The organism is Mesorhizobium sp. M0633, from assembly GCF_040320645.1.
GTDB lineage: Bacteria > Pseudomonadota > Alphaproteobacteria > Rhizobiales > Rhizobiaceae > Mesorhizobium.
In genome coordinates, this window is record NZ_JAMYQC010000021.1 from 26,059 (window position 1) to 47,848 (window position 21,790).

General features: G+C 62.1%; 20 protein-coding genes and 1 tRNA gene. 6 read left to right on the top strand and 15 right to left on the bottom strand.

Going from position 1 to position 21,790, the window contains the following annotated elements:
* Positions 1-65: 65 nt before the first annotated feature.
* Positions 66-1,694 carry a DNA alkylation response protein gene (locus NKI47_RS21270; RefSeq protein WP_023674904.1) on the bottom strand — a complete coding sequence of 543 codons (1,629 nt, stop codon included), beginning with the start codon at positions 1,692-1,694 and terminating at the stop codon, positions 66-68.
* 155 nt (positions 1,695-1,849) lie between these two features.
* Between NKI47_RS21270 and NKI47_RS21275 the strand changes: the two genes are divergently transcribed.
* The 5 genes from NKI47_RS21275 to NKI47_RS21295 are packed head-to-tail and all read left to right on the top strand — an operon-like array spanning position 1,850 to position 6,307.
* On the top strand, positions 1,850-2,812 hold the full coding sequence (locus NKI47_RS21275; protein WP_023674903.1) for an aspartate carbamoyltransferase catalytic subunit: 963 nt from the start codon (positions 1,850-1,852) through the stop codon (positions 2,810-2,812).
* Positions 2,812-4,098 (top strand): dihydroorotase, encoded by a 1,287-nt coding sequence (locus tag NKI47_RS21280; RefSeq protein ID WP_023674902.1) that lies wholly within the window; start codon positions 2,812-2,814, stop codon positions 4,096-4,098. Before NKI47_RS21275 ends, NKI47_RS21280 begins: the two co-directional genes overlap by 1 nt.
* 58 nt (positions 4,099-4,156) lie before the next feature.
* Entirely contained in the window at positions 4,157-4,744 is a 588-nt protein-coding gene (gene plsY / locus NKI47_RS21285) for a glycerol-3-phosphate 1-O-acyltransferase PlsY (RefSeq protein ID WP_023674901.1), read from the top strand.
* A complete protein-coding gene (dprA, locus tag NKI47_RS21290; RefSeq protein WP_023674900.1) occupies positions 4,741-5,865 on the top strand; it encodes a DNA-processing protein DprA in 1,125 nt (374 codons plus the stop codon). The genes plsY and dprA overlap by 4 nt, the downstream gene beginning before the upstream one ends.
* A 46-nt stretch (positions 5,866-5,911) precedes the next feature.
* Positions 5,912-6,307 carry a hypothetical protein gene (locus NKI47_RS21295; protein WP_352593467.1) on the top strand — a complete coding sequence of 132 codons (396 nt, stop codon included), beginning with the start codon at positions 5,912-5,914 and terminating at the stop codon, positions 6,305-6,307.
* Between the two features lie 88 nt (positions 6,308-6,395).
* Here the strand turns inward: NKI47_RS21295 and NKI47_RS21300 are convergent.
* A tRNA-Lys gene (locus NKI47_RS21300) sits at positions 6,396-6,471 on the bottom strand.
* 307 nt (positions 6,472-6,778) lie between these two features.
* On the opposite strand from NKI47_RS21300, the gene NKI47_RS21305 reads away from it, so the two are divergent.
* A complete protein-coding gene (locus tag NKI47_RS21305) occupies positions 6,779-7,255 on the top strand; it encodes a BA14K family protein (protein ID WP_352593562.1) in 477 nt (158 codons plus the stop codon).
* An 86-nt stretch (positions 7,256-7,341) separates the two neighbouring features.
* On the opposite strand, the gene glpK is transcribed toward NKI47_RS21305, so the two are convergent.
* The 13 genes from glpK to NKI47_RS21370 all read right to left on the bottom strand — a co-directional run bounded on the left by glpK (position 7,342) and on the right by NKI47_RS21370 (position 21,790).
* Positions 7,342-8,835: a glycerol kinase GlpK gene (gene glpK, locus NKI47_RS21310; RefSeq protein WP_352593470.1), complete on the bottom strand. Its 1,494-nt coding sequence runs from the start codon at positions 8,833-8,835 to the stop codon at positions 7,342-7,344.
* Between the two features lie 147 nt (positions 8,836-8,982).
* Positions 8,983-10,710, bottom strand: a complete 1,728-nt coding sequence (locus tag NKI47_RS21315) for an ABC transporter substrate-binding protein (protein ID WP_352593473.1) — start codon at positions 10,708-10,710, stop codon at positions 8,983-8,985.
* A gap of 77 nt (positions 10,711-10,787) precedes the next feature.
* Positions 10,788-11,054, bottom strand: a complete 267-nt coding sequence (locus NKI47_RS21320) for a DUF2160 domain-containing protein (RefSeq protein WP_031211283.1) — start codon at positions 11,052-11,054, stop codon at positions 10,788-10,790.
* 173 nt (positions 11,055-11,227) lie between these two features.
* Positions 11,228-12,142 carry a carbohydrate ABC transporter permease gene (locus tag NKI47_RS21325; RefSeq protein WP_352523506.1) on the bottom strand — a complete coding sequence of 305 codons (915 nt, stop codon included), beginning with the start codon at positions 12,140-12,142 and terminating at the stop codon, positions 11,228-11,230.
* Between the two features lies 1 nt (position 12,143).
* Positions 12,144-13,010, bottom strand: coding sequence for a carbohydrate ABC transporter permease (locus tag NKI47_RS21330; protein WP_023674893.1), 867 nt, complete (start codon positions 13,008-13,010; stop codon positions 12,144-12,146).
* A 1-nt stretch (position 13,011) separates the two neighbouring features.
* Positions 13,012-14,079 (bottom strand): ABC transporter ATP-binding protein, encoded by a 1,068-nt coding sequence (locus tag NKI47_RS21335; RefSeq protein ID WP_352455722.1) that lies wholly within the window; start codon positions 14,077-14,079, stop codon positions 13,012-13,014.
* Between the two features lie 9 nt (positions 14,080-14,088).
* Positions 14,089-15,168 (bottom strand): ABC transporter ATP-binding protein, encoded by a 1,080-nt coding sequence (locus NKI47_RS21340; RefSeq protein WP_254817350.1) that lies wholly within the window; start codon positions 15,166-15,168, stop codon positions 14,089-14,091.
* Between the two features lie 39 nt (positions 15,169-15,207).
* Positions 15,208-16,734 (bottom strand): glycerol-3-phosphate dehydrogenase, encoded by a 1,527-nt coding sequence (glpD, locus tag NKI47_RS21345; RefSeq protein ID WP_023674890.1) that lies wholly within the window; start codon positions 16,732-16,734, stop codon positions 15,208-15,210.
* Between the two features lie 125 nt (positions 16,735-16,859).
* Positions 16,860-17,627 carry a DeoR/GlpR family DNA-binding transcription regulator gene (locus tag NKI47_RS21350; RefSeq protein WP_023674889.1) on the bottom strand — a complete coding sequence of 256 codons (768 nt, stop codon included), beginning with the start codon at positions 17,625-17,627 and terminating at the stop codon, positions 16,860-16,862.
* A 128-nt stretch (positions 17,628-17,755) separates the two neighbouring features.
* Positions 17,756-19,168: a pyridoxal phosphate-dependent decarboxylase family protein gene (locus tag NKI47_RS21355; protein WP_352593475.1), complete on the bottom strand. Its 1,413-nt coding sequence runs from the start codon at positions 19,166-19,168 to the stop codon at positions 17,756-17,758.
* A gap of 61 nt (positions 19,169-19,229) precedes the next feature.
* The gene (locus NKI47_RS21360) at positions 19,230-19,961 is read right to left on the bottom strand and encodes a proteasome-type protease (RefSeq protein WP_352593478.1); all 732 of its coding nucleotides are present in this window, start codon (positions 19,959-19,961) and stop codon (positions 19,230-19,232) included.
* 31 nt (positions 19,962-19,992) lie between these two features.
* Positions 19,993-20,787 carry a transglutaminase family protein gene (locus NKI47_RS21365; RefSeq protein WP_352455718.1) on the bottom strand — a complete coding sequence of 265 codons (795 nt, stop codon included), beginning with the start codon at positions 20,785-20,787 and terminating at the stop codon, positions 19,993-19,995.
* 61 nt (positions 20,788-20,848) lie between these two features.
* The gene (locus NKI47_RS21370) at positions 20,849-21,790 is read right to left on the bottom strand and encodes an alpha-E domain-containing protein (RefSeq protein ID WP_352593481.1); all 942 of its coding nucleotides are present in this window, start codon (positions 21,788-21,790) and stop codon (positions 20,849-20,851) included.

The following is a 21,790-nucleotide window of genomic DNA, read 5'->3' on the forward strand; positions in this document are numbered from 1 at the left end:
CCATTCGTTAAGGTTAACGATCATCCACAGGGTCGCGAGAGCGGCAGCGAATTGGGCGACGGCCCTTAGTTGATCGGCGGGTAGAGCGTATCGATGATCATGCGCGCATCATGGCGGGAATCGATCATGCCATAGGTATTGCGCCACTGGCCGGCGAGGCGCGTTTCGACGAAGGCGTCGGCGATCCGCCCTGCCCCCAGCCTGCGAAGCTCTGCTGCCGCCGCCGACAATGCCAATTGCTCGGTCAAGAGCCGCGCCGAGCCCTCGTCGGTTGCAGCGACCTGCATTGCCGCCTTGAGCACGCCGACGGTGCCGCGTCCGCCGGCGCCGAGATCGCGGTCGATGCCGGCCAGCACGTCATCGAACAGGCCGGGTGCACGCCCCAGCACACGTAGCACATCGAGCGCCATGACGTTGCCGGATCCCTCCCAGATCGCGTTGACCGGAGCTTCGCGATAGTAGCGGGCGAGCGGCCCCTCCTCGACATAGCCATTGCCGCCGAGGCACTCCATCGCTTCATAGAGCAGCGGCGGCGCAATCTTGCAGACCCAGTATTTGACGACCGGCGTCATGGCGCGGGCGAAGGCCGCCTCGCCGCGGTCGCCGGCCGCCTCGTCGAAGGAGCGCGCCAGCCGGAACGACAGCGCGGTAGCGGCGGCAACGTCGAGCGCCATATCGGCCAGCACACGCTGCATCAGCGGCTGCTCGATCAGATTGGTTCCAAACACCTTGCGGTGGCGCGTGTGGTGGACAGCCTCGGCCAGTCCGGCCCGCATGATCGCCGATGAGGCGACGGCACAGTCGAGCCGCGTCAGGGTCACCATGTCCATGATCGTCTTCACGCCCGCGCCGGGCTCACCGACCATCTCGCCGATGGCATTGACGAATTCCACCTCCGACGAGGCATTGGATCGGTTGCCGAGCTTGTCCTTCAGCCGTTGAAAACGGAAACCGTTGCCGGATCCGTCGCCGAGCAGGCGGGGAACGAGAAAGCACGACAGTCCCTCCGGCACCTGTCCGAGCACCAGGAAGGCATCCGACATCGGCGCCGACATGAACCATTTGTGGCCGGTCAGGCGATAAAACCCGCTGCCGGCGCGCTCGGCGCTGGTGACGTTGGCACGGACATCGGTGCCGCCTTGCTTCTCGGTCATGCCCATGCCGAGCGTCAGCCCGGCTTTTTCGACCGGAGGCTTCTGGCTTTGATCGTATTTGCGCGTCGTCACCCGAGGCGCCCATTCGCGAAACAGCTTCGGGCTGGCCATCAGCGCTGCCAGCGAAGCGCTGGTCATGGTGATCGGGCAGAGATGTCCGGTCTCGAGCTCAGCCGTGAGGTAAAAGCGTGCAGCGCGCACCTGGTGGCGGCGGCCGATCTCGGCGTCGCCATTCTCCCAGACCGACGAATGCAGCCCGTTGGCAACAGAGCGGCGCATGAGCGCGTGATAGGCGGGATGGAACTCGACCTGGTCGATGCGCCGGCCCTGGCGGTCATGGGTCCTGAGCTTCGGCATCTCGACATTGGCAAGACGGGCCAGTTCCTGCGCCTCATGGGTCAGAACGAAACGGCCAAGCCCGTCGAGGTCCTTGCGCACCGGATCGGAAAAGCGCTCGGCAAGCTGGATCAGCAACGGATCGCCCCGCCAGGCGTTGCCGCCGGCCAGCGGCGGCGGCTGGTTGGTCACGTCGTCAGTCACGCTTCGTCCTTATCACCTGAAGGCTGCGAATCCAAAGCCAAGGCGGTTTATAGCCTATGGCCAGCGGCGCGCGACGAAAATACCGGGGAGAACCAATCCAATCCCAAGCCGGTGCTTGCAGCCGCGGAGCCTCCCCCCTATAGCAGCGACTTGAGATGACCGACGCATCGTCCCTGCCGCTTTATCCCCACCGCCATCTTCTGGGCATCCGCGATCTTTCCCCTGCCGACATCGAGCTTCTGCTCGACCGGGCGGACAGGGCCGTTGCCATCTCGCGGCAGTCGGACAAGAAGACATCGACGCTGCGCGGCCGCACCCAGATCAATCTCTTCTACGAAGCCTCGACCCGTACGCAATCGTCATTCGAGCTGGCCGGCAAACGGCTCGGCGCCGACGTCATGAACATGTCCGTAGCGAGTTCGTCGGTGAAAAAGGGCGAGACGCTGATCGATACGGCGATGACGCTGAATGCCATGCGTCCCGACATATTGATCATCCGCCATCAATCGGCCGGCGCGGCAGCACTTCTCGCCCAGAAAGTCGGCTGTTCGGTGGTCAATGCCGGCGACGGCGCCCATGAGCACCCTACCCAGGCGCTGCTCGACGCACTGACTATCCGCCGCGTCAAGGGTCCGTTGCCGAAGCTGATCGTGGCGATCTGCGGCGACATCCTGCATTCGCGCGTGGCCCGCTCCAACATCATCCTGCTCAACGCGCTTGGTGCCCAGGTCAGGGTCGTCGCCCCTTCGACGCTTTTGCCCGCCGGCATCGAGAAGATGGGCGTCATCGTCACCCGTTCCATGGCCGAGGGTCTGAAGGACGCCGACGTGGTGATGATGCTGCGCCTGCAGCGCGAACGCATGGAAGGCGCTTTCGTACCGTCGGTGCGCGAATATTTCCGCTATTTCGGCCTCGACGCGGAGAAGCTGAAGGCGGCCAAGGACGGTGCGCTGGTCATGCATCCCGGCCCGATGAACCGCGGCGTCGAGATCGCCTCCGAGATCGCCGACGGCCCGCAAAGCGTTATCCAGGAACAGGTTGAGATGGGCGTCGCCGTGCGCATGGCGGTTATGGAAGCGCTGCTCGACCCCCGTCGAAACCACGAGGGCCGCGCCTGATGAGCATAACGGTCTTCCGCCGGGCCCACATCGTCGACCCGTCGCGCGGCGTCGATGAGGTCGGCACCGTCATCGTCGAAGGCCGCAAAATCGTTGCCGCCGGCAAGGCGGCCTTGAACCAGGGCGCGCCCGACGGCGCCACCATCATCGACTGCGCCGGCAAGACTATCATCCCCGGATTGATCGACGCGCGCGTCTTCATCGGCGAACCCGGCGGTGAACACCGGGAGACCATTGCTTCGGCGAGCATCGCTGCGGCGGCCGGCGGCGTCACCTCAATCGTCATGATGCCCGATACCGACCCGGTGATCGACAATGTCGCACTGGTCGAGTTCGTGCTGCGCACCGCCAAGGACACCGCAATCGTCAACATCTTGCCGGCAGCAGCGATCACCAAGGGGCTGGAAGGCCGCGAGATGACCGAATTCGGCCTGCTGCGCGAGGCCGGCGCGGTCGCCTTCACCGATGGCCGGCATTCTATTGCCAGCGCGCTGGTGATGCGCCGCGCGCTGACCTATGCGCGCGATTTCGGTGGCGTCATCGCGCATGAAACCCAAGACGCCGACCTCGCTTCGGCCGGCGTGATGAACGAAGGCCTTTACGCAAGCTGGCTTGGCCTTGCCGGCATTCCGCGCGAAGCCGAATCGATCCCCCTGGAGCGCGATCTCGCGTTGGCTCGGCTGACCGGCGGCGCCTATCACGCTGCCAAGATTTCGACGGCTATGGCGGCAAGCGCGGTAGCACGCGCGAAAGCCGATGGCGCCAATGTCACATCAGGCGTGTCGATCCACAATCTGTCGCTCAACGAGAATGATGTCGGCGAGTACCGCACCTTCTTCCGGCTGACGCCGCCGCTGCGCGCGGAGGAAGACCGGCTGGCGATGATCGAAGCGATCAAGGACGGCACCATCGATCTCATCGTCTCCTCGCACGACCCGCAGGACGTCGACACCAAGCGCCTTCCCTTTGCCGATGCCGCGGCCGGCGCCATCGGCCTGGAAACGCTGCTAGGCGCAGCGCTGCGGCTCTATCACAATGGCGACGTGACGCTGCTCCGGCTGGTCGAGACACTGTCGACCGCGCCGGCAAGATTGTTCGGCCTGCCCGGCGGCACGCTGAAACCGGGGGCATTGGCCGACCTTTCGCTCGTCGATCTGGACGAGCCATGGGTCGTCAGCGAGAGCGGCATCCGCTCACGCTCGAAAAACACCTGTTTCGAAGGCGCACGACTGCAAGGCAAGGTCTTGCAAACGATGGTGGCGGGCCGCACAGTGTTTTCGGCCTAGGACGAAAACAGGCGTCACGGCTTAAAATCCGCTCAGCCAAGGAAAGTTCGGGGGAACAATGGCTTACAGTCCCGTCTTGGCATTGGTGTTCGGCTATCTTCTCGGCTCGATCCCGTTTGGCCTGCTGATCACCCGTGCCGCCGGCCTCGGCGACGTGCGCAACATCGGCTCCGGCAACATCGGCGCCACCAATGTGCTGCGCACCGGCAACAAGAGCTTGGCCGCGGCCACGCTTCTGCTCGACGCCCTTAAAGGCACCGCGGCGGTGCTGATCGCAGGCCGCTTTGCGCCCGAGCTCGGACTTTGGGCCGGCTTCGGCGCGTTTTTAGGTCATCTCTTTCCGGTCTGGCTCGGCTTCAAGGGGGGCAAGGGTGTCGCCACTTACCTTGGCGTGCTGATCGGCCTTGCCTGGCAGGCGGCGCTGATCTTCGCCGTCGTCTGGCTGGCGGTGGCCTTCCTGTTCCGCTTCTCCTCGCTTGCGGCACTGACGGCAGCAGTCGTGGTGCCCATGGCGCTGTATTTCCTGAGCACGCCGCAGATTGCCGGGCTTTTCGCGGCGATGAGCCTAATCGTCATCGTAAAGCACCGCGCCAACATTGCGCGGCTGCTTGCCGGCACCGAGGGTAAGATCGGGGCCAACGAGTGAGCGAGCCCGACGCCGGGCCGCGCCTCAGCGACCGGCAGCGGCTGAGCTGGCTTCGTCTGATCCGCACGCCGAATGTCGGCCCGGCTTCCTTTCGCGACCTGATCAACCGGTTCGGTTCGGCCGAAGCAGCGCTATCGATGCTGCCCGAGCTGATGATTTCGGGTGGCGCCAAAAAAATCGTCCGCATCCCGTCCATTGCCGAGACCGAGGCGGAGCTGGAGACCGCCCGGCGGGCTGGCGCCCGCTTCGTCGGCATCGGCGAGGCGGATTATCCGCCGCTGATGAAAAGCATGGATCATCCGCCGCCGCTGCTCGCGGTCAGGGGCAATAGCGCGGTGTTCCGCTTGCCAGCGGTCGCCATCGTCGGCGCTCGCAACGCATCGCTGGCCGGCATCAAAATGGCGCGGATGCTGGCGGCGGATCTCGGCCGCGACGGCTATGGCATCGTCTCCGGCCTGGCGCGCGGCATCGATACGGCCGCGCACCATGGCAGCCTTGCGACTGGCACAATCGGCGTGCTCGCCGGCGGCCTCGATTTGCCCTACCCGCCCGAAAATGCCGGCCTGTGCGACGAGATCGCCGAGTGCGGCGGCGCCATCATTTCCGAAATGCCGTTTGGCTGGCAGCCGCGCGCACAGGATTTTCCGCGCCGCAACCGGCTCGTCGCCGGTGCTGCATTGGGATTGGTGGTGGTCGAGGCCGCACAGCGCTCCGGCTCACTGATCAGCGCCCGGCTTGCCGGCGAGATGGGCCGGCTGGTCTTTGCCGTTCCCGGTTCGCCGCTCGATCCGCGCGCTGCCGGCGCCAATGGCCTGCTCAAGGACGGCGCAACCCTTGTCACCGAGGCCGCCGATATCACCAGTGCGATCGCCCCGCTGGTCGGCGCCTGGGCCCCAAGGACATCGCCGCTTGAGGAGCCGCCCGACTTTTCGGCAACGCCGCCGCCGCGCGAGGACGACCGCGACCGCGTCGTCGAGGCGCTCGGCCCGACGCCAGTGGCGGTAGACGAGATCATCCGCCACACCGGCCTGCATCCCGCCCAAGTGTTCATGGTGCTGCTGGAGCTCGACCTAGCCGGACGGCTCGAGCGCCATGCCGGCGGTAATGTCTCGCTGATTTGACCGAGAGCTTGCGCATGTCCCGGCACGCAATTCCGACGTGATCCCGATGGCCGATCCGAGCAACAAACCAAAGCAGACGCTGTTCACTCGCACGACGGCCCTCATCTGGTCAGCGCTGAGCGTCATGCTGGCGCTGCAATGGTCCGCCGATCTCGGCATGCTGGGTTTTCCTGATGGCTACATAACGCCCTTCGCAAGAGCGACCAGCACGCTTCGGGGCATTCTGACCGCAGCCTGCATGGCCCAGGGTCTCTACTTTTTCTTGGCCGGCGTGTTGGGCAGGAAGGTAAGCGCCGTCGGTCCTTGCCTGCAAATCCTTGCCGCAGCAGTTCTCACCGTGGCGCCAGTGCTTATCGTGAAGGATTGTCCGCATTCACAGCTGTGCAGCAGAGCCTATGAGGCGCTCACCGGCACGATGATGGACGATGGAGCGGGCGGCTAAAGCCACTGCATGCGTTCGGCACGAGGTTGTCACCCATGTCTTAGGTACAATCTGTTACCTATGTCTCCGGGTTGGGCAATCTTGATTTTGGTGAGCGCGATGGGATTCGAACCCATGACCTACTGATTAAAAGTCAGTTGCTCTACCGGCTGAGCTACGCGCTCCCGCGGGCTCAGAAAGGCCGCCCTCGAAATTGCGCGGAACATAGGGAGAGTGCCTCTGCCGGTCAACCGGAAAAAGACGGCTCGCAAACCGGACTGTCCTGCAGTGTCATCATGCCTTGCGGAGCGCTTCGGCGTCGACGGAACGGCCTCGTTCTCGCGCAAGACCGAAGCTCGCGCTTTGCGGGACAAGCGCAAGCAACGAATCGGAAGAACCTTTGCGGATCAGCAACTTGGGATTTTTGGCGGAACAATTTGCGCAGCCTGCCCGTTTCCCGCGATAAGGGACATGCGTTTCAAGGAGAAGACCATGAATAGGATCATGTCGGGCCTGCTGGCGACCACTCTTTCGATCTCATTCGCTGCAGCGGAGATCGTGCCAGTCAACGCTCAGCCCAGCTATGCGCCCCCGGCCCCGGGGCTCACCTCGAATGTCCAGACCGTCCAGTACGAGCCGTGGCGGAGGCACCGGAGTTTCAATCGCGATTTCTCGCGTCGCGATTTCTCCCGGCGCAGTTTTGCGCGTGACGACGGCATGTATTGGCGCGGCCATCGCGGCTATCGCGAATATCGTCGCGGCTATCGCCGTCACGGCGATTTCTGGTTCCCGCTGGCTGCGTTTGCTACCGGAGCGCTGATTACCGGCGCGATCGTCAACCAGAATCGTGTGTATCGTGGCGATGCCCACGTGCAGTGGTGCTATGACCGTTATCGGAGCTATCGCGCTTCTGACAACACTTACCAGCCCAACTACGGTCCGCGCCGGCAGTGCCGGTCGCCTTACTGAGTCCCAGATTAGAGGCTGCAAGCCCGCGCCCGAAACGGCGCGGGTTTTTCATTAGTGCGAATCCCGGGGCATCGGGGCATCCCTGCCTATTGCGTACTTAGCGTCCTGCGCACAGCGTGGCGCCAACCGGCCAGCTTGGCCGCACGTGTCGAAGCATCCATGTCCGGCTTGAACCGGCGCTCGAGCGCCCAACTCCTGGCGAATTCCCGCGCCTTCGGCCAGACACCGGCCTTCGAGCCGGCCAGCCATGCCGCACCAAGCGCGGTCGTCTCGAGAATTGTCGGCCGGTCTACCGGCGCATCGAGAATGTCGGCCAGCCGCTGCATGGTCCAGTCCGACGCCACCATGCCGCCATCGACCCTGAGCACGGTCTTGGCCGAGGCGGCCTTCCAGTCCTTGCGCATGGCGTCAAGCAGGTCGCGTGTTTGGAACGCAACGGATTCCAGTGCCGCGCGGGCAAATTCCGCCGGCCCCGAATTGCGGGTCAGCCCGAAGATGGCGCCGCGCGCTCCGGCATCCCAGTGCGGTGCCCCGAGCCCGACGAAAGCCGGCACAAGATAGACGTTCTGCGTCGGATCGGCTTCCGCTGCCAATTTGCCGCTATGCTCGGCCTTGCCGATTACCTTGATGCCGTCGCGCAGCCATTGCACGGCGGCGCCCGCGATAAAGATCGAGCCTTCCAGAGCGTAGGTGGTCTTGCCGTTCAGCCTGTAGGCGATGGTGGTCAAAAGCCGGTTCTTCGAACGCACCAGATCGCTGCCGGTGTTGAGCAGCGCGAAGCAACCGGTGCCGTAGGTGGATTTCATCATGCCTGGCTCGAAACAGGCTTGGCCGATCGCCGCCGCATGCTGGTCGCCGGCCACACCGAGGATTCTGATCTCCGCGCCAAACAGGCTTTTGTCGGTGATTCCAAAATCATCGGCACAATCTTTCACCTGCGGCAGCATTCTTGCAGGTATGCCGAAAATGGCCAGCAGCTCGTCGTCCCAAGCGTTTTGTTCGATGTTGTAGACCAGTGTGCGCGAGGCATTGGTGGCGTCAGTGGCGTGGACCTTGCCGCCAGTCAGGCGCCAAATCAGGAAACTGTCGATGGTGCCAGCCAGCAGTTCGCCCTTCTCGGCGCGTTTTCTGGCGCCCTTCACCTTGTCCAGCATCCAGGCGATCTTGGTGCCGGAGAAATAGGGATCGAGCAGCAGGCCGGTCTTTTTCGTGAATTTCTTCTCCAGCCCCAGCTTCTTCAGTTTCTGGCATAGCGGCGCGGTGCGGCGGTCCTGCCAGACAATCGCGTTGTGGATCGGCTTGCCGGTCTCCTTGTCCCAGATGACGACGGTTTCGCGCTGGTTGGTGATGCCGATCGCGGCGACTTCCGCTGCGTTGCGGCCGGCTGTCTTCAGCGCGGCTTTCACCGTTTCCACGACGCTTGCCCATATCTCCTCGGGATCGTGCTCGACCCAGCCGGAGGCCGGATAATATTGGGTGAATTCCTTTTGCCCGCTGCCGACGACCTTCATCTTGTCGTCGAACAGGATCGCCCGGCTCGATGTCGTCCCCTGGTCGATTGCAAGGATATATCCGGTCATTCTCTCTCCCGTCGAAGCGAGTTCAAAGGTGCTGCGATGTCTCGACGCCGGATGGCGCGGAGCCGTTCACGCAAACAGGGGAGACGGCAACATTGCCGCCTCCCCTGAGCATGGCGATGCGGGCGCGGACGCCCGCATCAAACGGTCCTATTGCTGCCAGCTCTTCACCAGCTCGTCGTAGTTGATGGTGACCGGCTTTTCCTTCTCGTTCTCGATCTTGAGCTGAGGAGCGAGATTGCCCTTCTTGACCGCGTCCGCATTCCAGTAGGCGAGGTCATGCTCTTCGGCCATCTTCGGGCCAATATCGCCCTGGACGCCCGACTTCTCGATGCGGCTCATCACCTTTTCCTGCTCGGCGCAGAGCGAGTCCATTGCTTCTTGCGCGCTCTTGGCGCCCGACGAAGCATCGCCGATCGCCTGCCACCAGAGCTGTGCCAGCTTCGGATAGTCCGGCACGTTGGTGCCGGTCGGCGACCACTGGACGCGCGCCGGCGAGCGGTAGAACTCGATCAAGCCGCCGAGCTTTGGCGCACGTTCGGTGAAGCTCTTGTCGTGGATCGTGCTCTCGCGGATGAAGGTCAGACCGACATGGCTCTTTTTCACGTCGACCGTCTTCGAGGTGACGAACTGCGCGTAGAGCCAGGCGGCCTTGGCGCGGTCGGTCGGCGTCGACTTCATCAGCGTCCAGGAACCGACGTCCTGATAGCCGAGCTTCATGCCGTCCTTCCAGTAGACGCCATGCGGCGACGGCGCCATGCGCCACTTCGGCGTGCCGTCGTCGTTCAGCACCGCCTTGGCGCTGGCATCGACCATGCTGGCGGTGAAGGCGGTGTACCAGAAGATCTGCTGGGCAACCGCGCCCTGCGCCGGAACTGGCCCCGATTCGGAGAAGGTCATGCCTTGGGCTTCCGCCGGTGCATAGGCCTTCAGCCAATCGAGGTACTTCTGGATGGCATAGACGGAAGCCGGACCATTGGTGTCGCCGCCGCGCGCCGTGCAGGAACCGACCGGACGCGAATTCTCGTCGACCTTGATGCCCCATTCGTCGACGGGCAGACCGTTCGGAATGCCCTTGTCGCCATTGCCGGCCATCGACAGCCAGGCGTCGGTGAACCGCCAGCCGAGCGACGGGTCCTTCTTGCCATAATCCATATGGCCGTAGACCTTCTTGCCATCGATCTCACGCCCGGTGAAGAACTCGGCGATGTCCTCATAGGCCGACCAATTGACCGGCACGCCGAGGTCGTAGCCGTATTTGGCCTTGAAGTCCGCCTTGTTCTTCTCGTCGTTGAACCAGTCGTACCGGAACCAGTAGAGGTTCGCGAACTGCTGGTCGGGAAGCTGGTAGAGCTTCTTGTCGGGCGCGGTGGTGAACGAAGTGCCGATGAAATCCTTCAGGTCGAGATTCGGGTTGGTGACATCCTTGCCGTCGCCTGCCATCCAGTCGGTCAGGTTGCGCACCTGCTGGTAGCGCCAGTGCGTGCCGATCAGATCGGAATCGTTGACCCAGCCGTCATAGAGGTTCTGGCCGGTCTGCATCTGGGTCTGGATCTTCTCGACGACGTCGCCTTCCTGGATGACGTCATGCGTAACCTTGATGCCGGTGATGGCCGTAAAGGCCGGCGCCAGCACCTGCGATTCATACTGATGCGTGGCGATGGTTTCGGAAACCACCTTGAAATCCATGCCGGCGAAAGGTTTCGCGGCATCGATGAACCATTGCATCTCGGCTTCCTGGTCGGCGCGCGAAAGCGTCGAAAGGGGCCCGATTTCCTTATCGAGGAAGGCCTTGGCCTCGTCCATTCCGGCATAGGCATTGCTTGCCCCGAGCAACAGGACAAGCGCAGTTGTTGATGTCAAGAATTGCCGTCGCATGTATTTCCTCCACTGTTAAGTTCAAAGTGCGATCTGGATCGGCGGCCGGCACGCCGCCGTTCCAACAGTTTCCCCCTCTATACGTAGCGGAACACGCCGACGGCGTAGACCACGGAGAGAGCGAGAGCCCACCACAGATTGGGTCCGACTAGACCCAGCCAAGCGAGATGGATAAAGGCGCTGCCAAGCAGCGACAGGAACAGGCGGTCGCCACGCGTCGTTTCGAACCGCAGCACGCCGACGCGCGGATTGCCGCCCGGCGAGACGTATTCCCACGCCGCCATGCCGCAAAGCAGCAGAAAGATGGTTCCAAAGAAGGCCGCGGTCGGCCACGTCCAGGCCATCCACGAAAAATCGAGGTTGGACGAGAGGTTAAATCCCCACAGGCGGATATTGGCCGGATCGCTGAAGCCCACCGTTATTGCCACGAAATCGATTTGAAGTGCCACCCAGGCCACGACGACCAGGGCGAGAAGCAGCACGGCCCACCACCATGGGCTTCTGTCGACCTGCTCCATCATACCCTCCCCAGGGCAAAGCCCTTGGCGATGTAGTTGCGCACAAACCAGATGACGAGCGCGCCGGGAATCAGCGTCAGCACGCCGGCTGCGGCGAGCAGCCCCCAATCCATGCCGGCGGCCGAAACGGTGCGGGTCATGGTCGCGGCGATCGGCTTGGCATCGGTTGTCGTCAGCGTACGGGCGATCAAGAGCTCCACCCACGAGAACATGAAGCAGAAGAAGCACGCCACGCCGATGCCGCTCGCAATCAGCGGCATGAAGATCTTGATGAAGAAGCGTGGGAACGAATAGCCGTCAATATAGGCGGTCTCGTCGATCTCCTTGGGTACGCCCGACATGAAGCCTTCGAGGATCCACACCGCCAGCGGCACGTTGAACAGGCAATGCGCCAGAGCCACGGCGATGTGGGTGTCGATAAGGCCGAAGGCCGAATAAAGCTGGAAGAATGGCAGCGCGAACACCGCCGGCGGCGCCATACGGTTGGTCAGCAGCCAGAAGAACAGATGCTTGTCGCCGAGGAAGCGATAGCGCGAAAAGGCATAGGCAGCAGGCAGTGCCGCAGCCACCGAAATCACCATGTTCATAACCACATAGGTGATCGAGTTGATGTAGCCAGAGTACCAGGACGCGTCGGTGAAGATGGTGCGGTAATTCGCCAATGTCGGTGCGTGCGGGTAGAGCGTCAGCGACGAGACGATCTCGCCATTGGTCTTGAAGCTCATATTGATGAGCCAGTAGATCGGCAAAAGCAGAACGATGATGTAGAGCGTCGGCACGATCCACCACCAGCGCGACTCCTCGCCGCGACGGCGCATCAGCCGTGCGATCTCGTCCTGCCGTAGCGTGCTGGCAAGCCCTTCCGAAGCTGTCGTCTCGCTCACTCTGTCGGCTCTTTCGTCAGCGCGGCTCATCTCAGCGCTCCGCGTCGTAATTGGTCATCACGGTGTAGAACACCCATGACAACAACAGGACGATAAGGAAGTAGACCAGCGACATCGCCGCCGCCGGGCCGAGGTCGAACTGGCCGAGCGCCGTCTTGACGAGATCGATCGAAAGAAAGGTCGTCGAGTTGCCGGGTCCGCCGCCGGTCACCACGAACGGTTCGGTGTAGATCATGAAGCTATCCATAAAGCGCAGCAGCACGGCGATCAGCAGCACGCGGTTCATCTTCGGCAGCTGGATGTAACGGAACACCGCCCAGCGCGAGGCACCGTCGATCTTGGCCGCCTGATAAAAGGCATCCGGGATCGAGACCAGGCCGGCATAGCAGAGCAGAACGACGAGGCTGGTCCAATGCCAGACGTCCATGATGATGACCGTGACCCAGGCGTCATATGGGTCTTGCACATAATTATAGTCGATGCCGAGCGCGTTGACGTAATAGCCGAGCAGGCCAATGTCGTTGCGCCCGAACACCTGCCAGATGGTGCCGACGACGTTCCACGGGATCAGCAGCGGCAACGCCATCAAAACAAGGCAAACAGGCACGCCCCAACCCTTCTTCGGCATATTGAGCGCAATGAAGATGCCGAGCGGCACTTCGATCGCCAGGATGATGAAGGAGAAGACAAGGTTGCGGATCATCGCCTGCCAGAAGCGGCTGGAGGAAAGCAGTTCCTCGAACCATTCCGTGCCGGCCCAGAAGAAGACGTTATTGCCGAAAGTGTCCTGCACCGAATAATTGACGACCGTCATCAGCGGTATGACCGCCGAGAACGCCACCAGCAGCAGCACCGGCAGCACCAGGAACCAGGCTCTGTTGTTCCAGGTCTTTTCCACTTCAGGCTCCCATCTCGACGCGCCAGGAATCGGCATAGATGTTGATGCCGGCCGGGTCGAACCGCACCTTCGGATCAGCCGGAACTGTCTCGTCCTCGCCGATGACGGCGGCGATCTCGCGTCCTTCGAGATTGGCACGGACCACCTTGTGGCGGCCGACGTCCTCGACCTTGCTGACCCGGACGGCCATGCCCTGGCTGCCCAGGCGCACATATTCGGGACGGATGCCGAGCTCGATGGCGCCGCCGCCCGCCTTGGGCACGCCCGGCAGTTCGATCTGCTGCGAGCCCAGCTTCGCTGTCTTGCCGTCGATCGCCACCGGCATGACATTCATGCCGGGCGAGCCGATGAAATAGCCGACAAAGGTGTGGCGCGGGCGCTCGAACAGCTCCGCCGGTGTGCCGATCTGCACGATTTCGCCGTCATACATGACGACCACCCTGTCGGCGAAGGTCAACGCCTCGGTCTGGTCGTGCGTGACATAGACCATGGTGTAGCCGAAGCGGCGGTGAAGCTGCTTCAACTGCGAGCGCAGCACCCATTTCATATGCGGGTCGATGACGGTCAAAGGCTCGTCGAACAGGATGGCATTGACGTCGGAGCGCACCAGCCCGCGTCCGAGCGAGATTTTCTGCTTCTGGTCGGCGGTCAGTCCGCGCGCCTTTCGTTTGGCCATATCGGCCAGCCCGGTCATCTCCAGCGTCTCGCGCACCTTGCGGTCGACGTCGGCCTCCGGCACGCCGCGATTGCGCAGCGGGAATGCCAGATTGTCGTAGACGGTCATCGTGTCGTAGATCACCGGGAACTGGAAGACCTGCGCAATGTTGCGCTCTTGGGTCGACAGATTGGTCACGTCCCTGCCGTTGAACAGCAGCTGGCCATGCGAGGGATGCAGCAATCCCGAAATGATGTTGAGCAGCGTGGTCTTGCCGCAGCCGGATGGGCCGAGCAGCGCATAAGCGCCGCCATCCTCGAACGTGTGGTGCACTTCCTTCAGCGCGAAATCGGCATCCGTGCGCGGGTTCTGCAGATAGGAGTGGCGGATATGATTGACATCGATGCGCGCCATCGCTTCCTCCTAGGCCGCCAGCTTCGGCGCGGCCACGGCGCGGCCGTGCTCGTCGAAGACCATGATGTGGCGCGGGTCGATGAACACCTCGACCTCCTCGTCCGGCTCGAAGTCGCGAATGCCGTGGGTCAGCATGACCCAGCGCGCATCGGCAAAATCGAGATGGATGAAGCTTTCCGATCCGGTGATCTCAGTGATCGTCACCTTTGCGCGCACCGGCACTGCGGCGGCGTTGGGCCGATCGAGGGACAGATGATGCGGCTGGAAGCCGATCGTATAGATCGCATCGGCAATGCCGAAGAGTTCCGCCGGCACCGGCAATTTCACGCCGCCCTCGAGCAGGAAATCCAGGCCCTTCTTGGCAAGCACGATGGTGTTGAGCGGCGGATCGGCGAAGGTTCTCGCCGTCACCAGATCGACCGGTTTGCGGAACACTTCGATGGTCGGCCCGAACTGGGTGATGCTGCCCTCGGAAAGCGTTGCCGTGTTGCCGCCGAGCAGCAAAGCCTCGTGCGGCTCGGTCGTGGCATAAACAAAGATTGTACCGGCGGCCGCGAAGACTTTCGGCAGTTCCGCGCGTAATTCTTCACGCAGCTTGTAGTCGAGATTGGCGAGCGGCTCGTCGAGCAGCACGAGGCTGGCATTCTTGACGATGGCGCGGGCCAGCGCGGTGCGCTGCTGCTGGCCGCCCGACAGACTGAGAGGCGTCCGGTCGAGATAGGGCGTTAGTTTGAGAAGGGCGGCGGCATTGCGCACCTCCCTGTCGATCGTTGCCTGATCCGTGCCGGCCACCCGCAGCGGTGAGGCGATGTTTTCGTAGACCGTCATCGCCGGATAATTGATGAATTGCTGGTAGACCATGGCGACGTTGCGCTTTTGCACCGGCATGCCGGTGACATCCTTGCCATCGAACCAGACCGAGCCCGAGGTCGGCACGTCGAGGCCCGCCATCAGCCGCATCAGGCTGGTCTTGCCGGAGAGCGTCGGCCCGAGCAGGACGTTGAGCGAGCCGTGCTGAAGCGTCAGCGAGACGTCGCGGATATGTTCCGCTGCACCCACCGTCTTCGTCACGTTTCTCAGTTCAAGCATGATGCCTCCTCCCAGGCTTTCTGCATCAGTCGGCCGTTCCTATTCGGCAGCCGCTACGTGCTGCCGGCTTATTCCGCGCATGAACTCGTCGAGCACTGCCGCCTGCTCACGGCTGAGACGCAGGCCGCGCTTGGTCCGGCGCCACAATACATCCTCGGCAGTCATCGCCCATTCGTTTTCGACGAGGTAGCGCACCTCGGCTTCGTAGAGATCGGCGCCGAAGTTGCGGCCAAGATCGACGTTCGACTTGGCGAGGCCCAGCAGCTTCCTTGCGCGGGTGCCGTAGAGCCGGGTCAACCGGCGGGCCAGCCGGGCGTCGAGGAACGGGTACGCCGTTTTCAGTTTCGCCACCTCGGCATCGAAGCCGGTGACGGGAAAGTCACCGCCGGGCAGCGGCGCGTTTGCCGTCCATGGTTTGCCGCGCTTGCCGAGAAAACCCTCGATCTTCTCGAGCATCGATTCCGACAATCGGCGGTAGGTCGTGATCTTGCCGCCAAAGGCGTTGACGATCGGGGCGGCACCCTCGCCTCCATCGGCCTTCAGCACATAGTCTCGGGTGGCTTCCTGCGCCTTTGAGGCGCCATCGTCGTAGAGCGGTCGCACCGCGGAATAGGTCCAGACGATATCCGACGGCTTGACCGGCTGCGCGAAATATTCGCTTGCCGCAGCGCAGAGATAGTCGATCTCGGCGTCATTGATCCTGACGTTGTGCGGATCGCCGGGATAGTCACGATCGGTCGTGCCGATGAGCGTGAATTCGTCCTCGTAAGGGATGGCGAAAATGATGCGCCCGTCCTTGTTCTGAAAGAAATAGGCGCGTGGGTCGTCGAATTTCTTGCCCACGACGATATGGCTGCCTTGTACGAGGCGGACATTGTGCACGTCGTTCAAGCCGACGGTGGCCGACAGCACCTGATCGACCCACGGGCCGGCGGCATTGACCAGCAGCCGCGCCTTGACCTCCTCGGTATCGCCGGTCCGCACATTTTCAAGCCTGACCGTCCAGAGATTGCCTTCGCGGCGTGCGCTGACGACCTTTGTTCGGGTTCGAATGGTTGCGCCGCGCTCGGCAGCGTCGCGGGCGTTCAACACAACCAGCCGGGCATCGTTGACCCAACCGTCCGAATATTCGAACGCCTTTCGAAACAGCGGCTTCAGCGGCTTGCCGGCCGGATCCTTGGCCATGTCCAGCGTTTTCGTCGGCGGCAGCAATTTGCGCCCGCCAATATGGTCGTAGAGGAAAAGCCCGAGCCGGATCAGCCAGGCCGGACGCAGTCCCTTGGCGTATGGCAGCACGAAGCGCATCGGCCAGATGATGTGCGGCGCGTTCCTCCACAGGACCTCGCGTTCCATCAGCGCTTCGCGCACCAGACGGAATTCGTAGAATTCGAGATAGCGCAAGCCGCCGTGGATCAGTTTGGTCGAGCCGGAAGAGGTCCCGCTGGCCAGATCGTTCATCTCGGCAAGAAAAACCGAAAAGCCACGTCCAACGGCATCGCGGGCGATGCCGCAGCCATTGATGCCGCCACCGATGACGAAAATGTCATGAATCGGTGATGCGCTCAAAGAATCCTCCCTCGATTTCGCATTGCAGCATTTTTGGGTTCTTGCGAAACCGTAGAGGAATTATTTCGAAATGATAACGAATGTCAAACGAAATATGATAGGCGGAAGATGCCGCAACGGCATCTCTAGGAGAGCGACGTTTCGATCAGCTGAACTTCTGCCTCCTGGCAGATCTTACGCACCGACGGGATGTCGCAACGATCGGTGATAAAGGTGTTGACCTGCGACAGATGGCCGATGCGCACGGGCGCGGTGCGCTCGAATTTGGTCTGGTCCGACACCAGGATCACATGTCGGGCGTTGGCGATGATCGCCTGAGCCACCTTCACCTCGCGAAAATCGAAGTCGAGCAGTGCGCCGTCATGGTCGATGGCCGAGGCGCCGATCACCGCAAAATCGACCTTGAACTGCCTGATGAAATCGACCGCGGCCTCGCCGACCACACCGCCGTCGGAACCGCGCACGACACCGCCGGCGATCACCACCTCGATCGAAGGATATATGCGCATCCTGTTGGCAACATTGATGTTATTGGTGATGACCATCAGGCCGCTGTGATCGAGCAGCGACTTGCTGACAGCTTCCGTCGTTGTCCCGATATTGATGAACAGAGACGCGTTGTCGGGGATCAGCCGGGCTGCTGCGCGGCCGATCGCCTCCTTCTCCTCGGCGGCGATCTTGCGCCGAGCCTCATATTCCATGTTCTCGATGCCGGAGGGGAACAATGCCCCGCCATGGATGCGGGACAAAAGCCGCTGGTCGCAGAGATCGTTGAGATCCTTGCGGATCGTCTGCGGCGTCACGTTGAAATGCGTCGCCAGCTCCTCGACCAGTACGCGGCCATGGTCCTTGGCCATCTGGATGATTTCGGAATGACGCGGCGACAGATACATCTAGCAACCTCTCATTTTCGTTTTTCTCGTCTATAGCTGAAAACGAAAGCCATGAACAGGTATGGGCCGGCTAATGAAAATCGGGCGACTGCAGAGAGAAAAGCTCCGGCGCAATCTCGACGAGGGTATCAACTCAGCCCCCGCGCGATCTCAGTGATGACCTCGAAAGCAGTATCGACGTCCGCCGCAGTCGTTTCGAACTGCCCGACCTGAAAGCGGATCGCCACCTGCCCGTCCACCCGGGTCTGCGTCAGGTAAATGCGGCCGTCATCATTGATCGCGCTGACCAACCGCAAATTGTGCTCGTCAAGGCCGATTCCCGCAGCCGCGAGATGGCGGAATGAGAATAGCGACAGCATCGGTTCCGTGACGATCTCGAAATCCGGTTCCCGAGCCAGCCGCGCGGCGAGGCTCTCGCTCCAGGCGACATGGTTGCGGATCATGTTCCGCAGATTTTCCAAGCCATGCGCACGCAGCAGGAACCAAAGTTTCAGCGCGCGGAACCTCCGTCCGAGCGGCACCGACCATTCGGAGTAGTTGATGACCCCGTCGCGGCCATGCGTCTTGAGGAATTCGGGCTTGATCGCCAGCGTGCGGACCAGGTCTTCCGGCTGGCGGATGAACTGCATCGAGCAATCGAACTGTGCCCCCAACCATTTATGCGGGTTGAAGACGATGGAATCGGCATTTTCGGCGCCGGTCCAGAAATGCCGGAACTCGGGGCAGATCATGGCGGAGCCGGCCCATGCGGCATCGACATGCAGGTAGAGCCCGTGCCGCTTCGCCACCTCGGCAACAGCCGCCACATTGTCGGTGCCGCCGGTACTTGTGCCGCCGACGCTGGCGATGATGCCCGCCGGCAGCATGCCGTTTTCGCGGTCGGTAACGATCGCGGCTTCCAGAGCCGTCGTCTGCATGGCGCGGAAGCGTCCGGCGACCGGAATGCGCACGAGGTTCGCCTCGCCGATGCCCGACACCCAGATCGCCCGGTCGATAGAAGTATGAACTTGGTCGGAAGAATAGATCCGCACGACCGGCTGCCCTTGCAAGCCGTTCTTGTTGCCTTGCCAGTCGAGCGCGCGCTCGCGCATGGTCAGCACGGCGGCAAGCGTCGCCGATGAAGCCGAATCCTGCATGACGCCGGAAAATCCCTCCGGCAAACCAAGCGCCTGCCGCATCCAGTCGACGACCCGCGTCTCGAGCTCGGTTGCCGCCGGCGAGGTCTGCCAGAGCATGCATTGCGCGGCCATCGCGGAAACCAGATACTCGGCCACGACGGAGACCGGTGCCGCGTTAGCCGGGAAATAGGCAAAGAAACACGGATGCTGCCAGTGCGTCATGCCCGGCAAGATCTTTTGTTCGAAATCGGCGAAGATTGCCTGCATCGTTTCGCCGTCTTCCGGCGGCGCGGCATCGATGCTTTTGAAGATTTCGCCCGGCTCGACAAGCGGCCGCACCGGTCTCTCGCGAAGGCTGTTTCTGTAGTCGACGCCCCATTCAGCCGCTCGCAGCGACCACTCGCGGAATTCGTTGCTATTCATCTTCTTCGCCTCCGTGGCGCGTCATCGAGCCGCGATCAAAGAGCACGAAAAACGAAGGTTTTCATTCGGGAAAATCAGGCAGACTGGCAAAGGCGGTCTTCAGCGCGTTCGACCAGCTATCCGAGATCGTACGATAATATTGATCGTCCTGGGTTATTCGCTTTTTGAGGCCGACGTTGAAAGTGTCCTTTTCATAGAACAGCAGGTCGAGCGGCAGGCCAACCGACAGGTTCGACTTCAGCGTCGAGTCGAACGACACCAGCAGCAATTTCACCGTCTCGGCGAAACTCATCGTCCTTTCATAAGCGCGGATAATGATCGGCTTGCCGTATTTGGTCTCACCGATCTGGAAGAACGGCGTGTCGTCGGTGGATTCGATGAAATTGCCTTCCGGATAGATCATGAACAGGCGCGGCGCGCTGCCCTTGATCTGACCGCCGAGGATGAAGGAGGCGTTGAAGTAGGAATCCGCCTTTTCGCCAGCCGGCGACGAACTGGCGATGACCTCCTTGACGGTGTCTCCGACCAACCGGACTGTCTGGTACATGGAGGGCGTTTCGAGCAGCGTGGCACGGCGCTCCGCCACTGCCTTGGTGCGTTCGTCGAGCAGGCTGACCACGGCCTGCGTCGTCGCCAGATTGCCGGCCGACATCAAAACGATGACGCGCTCGCCCGGCTCTTCCCAGACATGCATCTTCCTGAAGGTCGAGATCGAATCCATGCCGGCGTTGGTGCGCGTGTCCGACATGAACACGAGCCCGCGATCGATCTTCAGGCCGACGCAATAGGTCATCGAATCTCTTTGGCAACAATCTTGCCGGGGATTACTGCTCCACGGTGACGGTGACCGCAAGCTGTTCTTCCGCCTGTCCCAGCCGAATTCCAGATACCGGCGTGGCGTCGCGATAATCGCGGCCGGTCGCCACCTTCACATAACGCTCGTCCGGAGAAATGCCGTTGGCGACATCGAAGGCGACCCAGCCGAGGCCCGAGACATGCGCCTCGGCCCAAGCGTGGCTTGCCGCCTGCTCGATGGCCGCATCCATCATCAGGTAGCCGCTGATATAGCGGGCTGGAAAATCCATGGCACGCGCCGCGGCAACGAAGATGTGGCTGTGGTCCTGGCAAACGCCGGTCTTGAGCGCCAGGGCCTCTTCGGCCGGCGTCGTCACGTTGGTGGTGTCCGGCGTATAAGCGACGCGCTCGCCGATCACCGCCATCAACCGGTGCAGCCTTTCGATGTCGGTACCCTTGCCGACCGAGGCAGCAAGCTCGCGAATGCCGCTGCCGATCGTCGTCAGCGGCGTTTCCTGGCCGAACAGCCAGAGCGGCGCGAAACCCTGGTGCGGTCCGCAGACGCCAGCGGTGTCGCGCGTCACCACTTCGCCGGCTGCTTCGACGGTGATGAAGTCGCGCTCGCCCTCGACGCTCAACAGCCGGGTATCATTGCCGAAATGGTCGGTGAAGCGCACTTCCTCGCGTGCGCCTTCGATCTTCAGCGCCCAGGACAGTACCGTCTGGGTGCGCCCGTTCACCGGGAGCAGCCGCAAACGCTGCAACAGATAATGCACCGGCGCATCGTAGCGGTATTCCGTCCGGTGAGTGATCTTCAGCCGCATCGCACTCGTCCCTGGAGCATGAGCTTTTCCGAAAATCGATCTCCGCTTTTTTGGATCATGCTCAATAGAACCTGTAATCCTGCGCGATCTCGTCGCCGAGCCTGGTGTTGTCGCGGATGAAATTGGCCAGGAATTCGTGCAGGCCGGCGTCGAAAATATCCTTGATCGACCCGGCCGTCAGCATGGCCTGAGTCTTGGAAGCCGTTGCATGACAGGCGTGGCGCTCCCCATAGTCGTCACCCAGGAATTTGAGATGCTCCGTCAGGAAGCGGTAGCAAAAGGTCAGCGAGCGCGGCATGCGGACGTTGAGGATCAGATAATCGGCGATGTTGCTCGGCTTGTAGTCGGCATCATAGACCCAGCGATAGGAACGGTGCGCCGACACCGAGCGCAGGATCGATTCCCATTGGTAGTTGTCGAGCGTCGAGCCGACCCAGGAGATCGACGGCAACAGCACGTAGTATTTCACATCCAGGATACGCGCGGTGTTGTCGGCGCGTTCGACATAAGTGCCGAGCTGCGAGAAATCGAAAATCTCGTTGCGCAGCATCGTGCCGTAGAACGAGCCGCGGATCAGCGCCGTCTCGCGCTTGATTGCGTCGAGTGCGTTGGGCAGGTCGCGCTCGTCGATCGGCTTGGCCAGCATCCGCTTCAGCGACATCCAGGCTTCGTTGATGCTTTCCCAGGTTTCACGCGTCAGTGCCGTGCGCACCATGCGGGCATTGTTACGGGCCGTTTCGATAGACGACATCGTGCTCGACGGGTTCGATGTGTCGCGCAGCAGATAGTCGGCGACATTGGCGGCGGTGTAGTCGGAATATTTCTGCGTGAAGCTGGCGTCTGAACCGGCGCTGAGCAGCACCGAATTCCACTCCTCCGAAGCGTTCTGCGTACGAGTCAGCGCCATGCGCAGGCCGGCATCCACCAATCGCGCCATGTTTTCCGCCCGCTCGATGTAGCGGTTCATCCAGTAGAGCCCGTTGGCGGTGCGGCCGAGAAGCAT

Coding starts and splice junctions, on each gene's coding strand:
- NKI47_RS21340 (WP_254817350.1), bottom strand. CDS start 15,168: ATGCTTGAACTGAGAAACGTGACGAAGACGGTGGGTGCAGCGGAACAT.
- plsY (WP_023674901.1), top strand. CDS start 4,157: ATGGCTTACAGTCCCGTCTTGGCATTGGTGTTCGGCTATCTTCTCGGC.
- NKI47_RS21350 (WP_023674889.1), bottom strand. CDS start 17,627: ATGTATCTGTCGCCGCGTCATTCCGAAATCATCCAGATGGCCAAGGAC.
- NKI47_RS21365 (WP_352455718.1), bottom strand. CDS start 20,787: ATGCGGCTGAAGATCACTCACCGGACGGAATACCGCTACGATGCGCCG.
- NKI47_RS21335 (WP_352455722.1), bottom strand. CDS start 14,079: ATGGCGCGCATCGATGTCAATCATATCCGCCACTCCTATCTGCAGAAC.
- NKI47_RS21320 (WP_031211283.1), bottom strand. CDS start 11,054: ATGGCCTGGACGTGGCCGACCGCGGCCTTCTTTGGAACCATCTTTCTG.
- NKI47_RS21360 (WP_352593478.1), bottom strand. CDS start 19,961: ATGACCTATTGCGTCGGCCTGAAGATCGATCGCGGGCTCGTGTTCATG.
- NKI47_RS21280 (WP_023674902.1), top strand. CDS start 2,812: ATGAGCATAACGGTCTTCCGCCGGGCCCACATCGTCGACCCGTCGCGC.
- NKI47_RS21295 (WP_352593467.1), top strand. CDS start 5,912: ATGGCCGATCCGAGCAACAAACCAAAGCAGACGCTGTTCACTCGCACG.
- NKI47_RS21325 (WP_352523506.1), bottom strand. CDS start 12,142: ATGAGCCGCGCTGACGAAAGAGCCGACAGAGTGAGCGAGACGACAGCT.
- NKI47_RS21370 (WP_352593481.1), bottom strand. CDS start 21,790: ATGCTTCTCGGCCGCACCGCCAACGGGCTCTACTGGATGAACCGCTAC.
- NKI47_RS21305 (WP_352593562.1), top strand. CDS start 6,779: ATGAATAGGATCATGTCGGGCCTGCTGGCGACCACTCTTTCGATCTCA.
- NKI47_RS21275 (WP_023674903.1), top strand. CDS start 1,850: ATGACCGACGCATCGTCCCTGCCGCTTTATCCCCACCGCCATCTTCTG.
- NKI47_RS21315 (WP_352593473.1), bottom strand. CDS start 10,710: ATGCGACGGCAATTCTTGACATCAACAACTGCGCTTGTCCTGTTGCTC.
- glpK (WP_352593470.1), bottom strand. CDS start 8,835: ATGACCGGATATATCCTTGCAATCGACCAGGGGACGACATCGAGCCGG.
- NKI47_RS21355 (WP_352593475.1), bottom strand. CDS start 19,168: ATGAATAGCAACGAATTCCGCGAGTGGTCGCTGCGAGCGGCTGAATGG.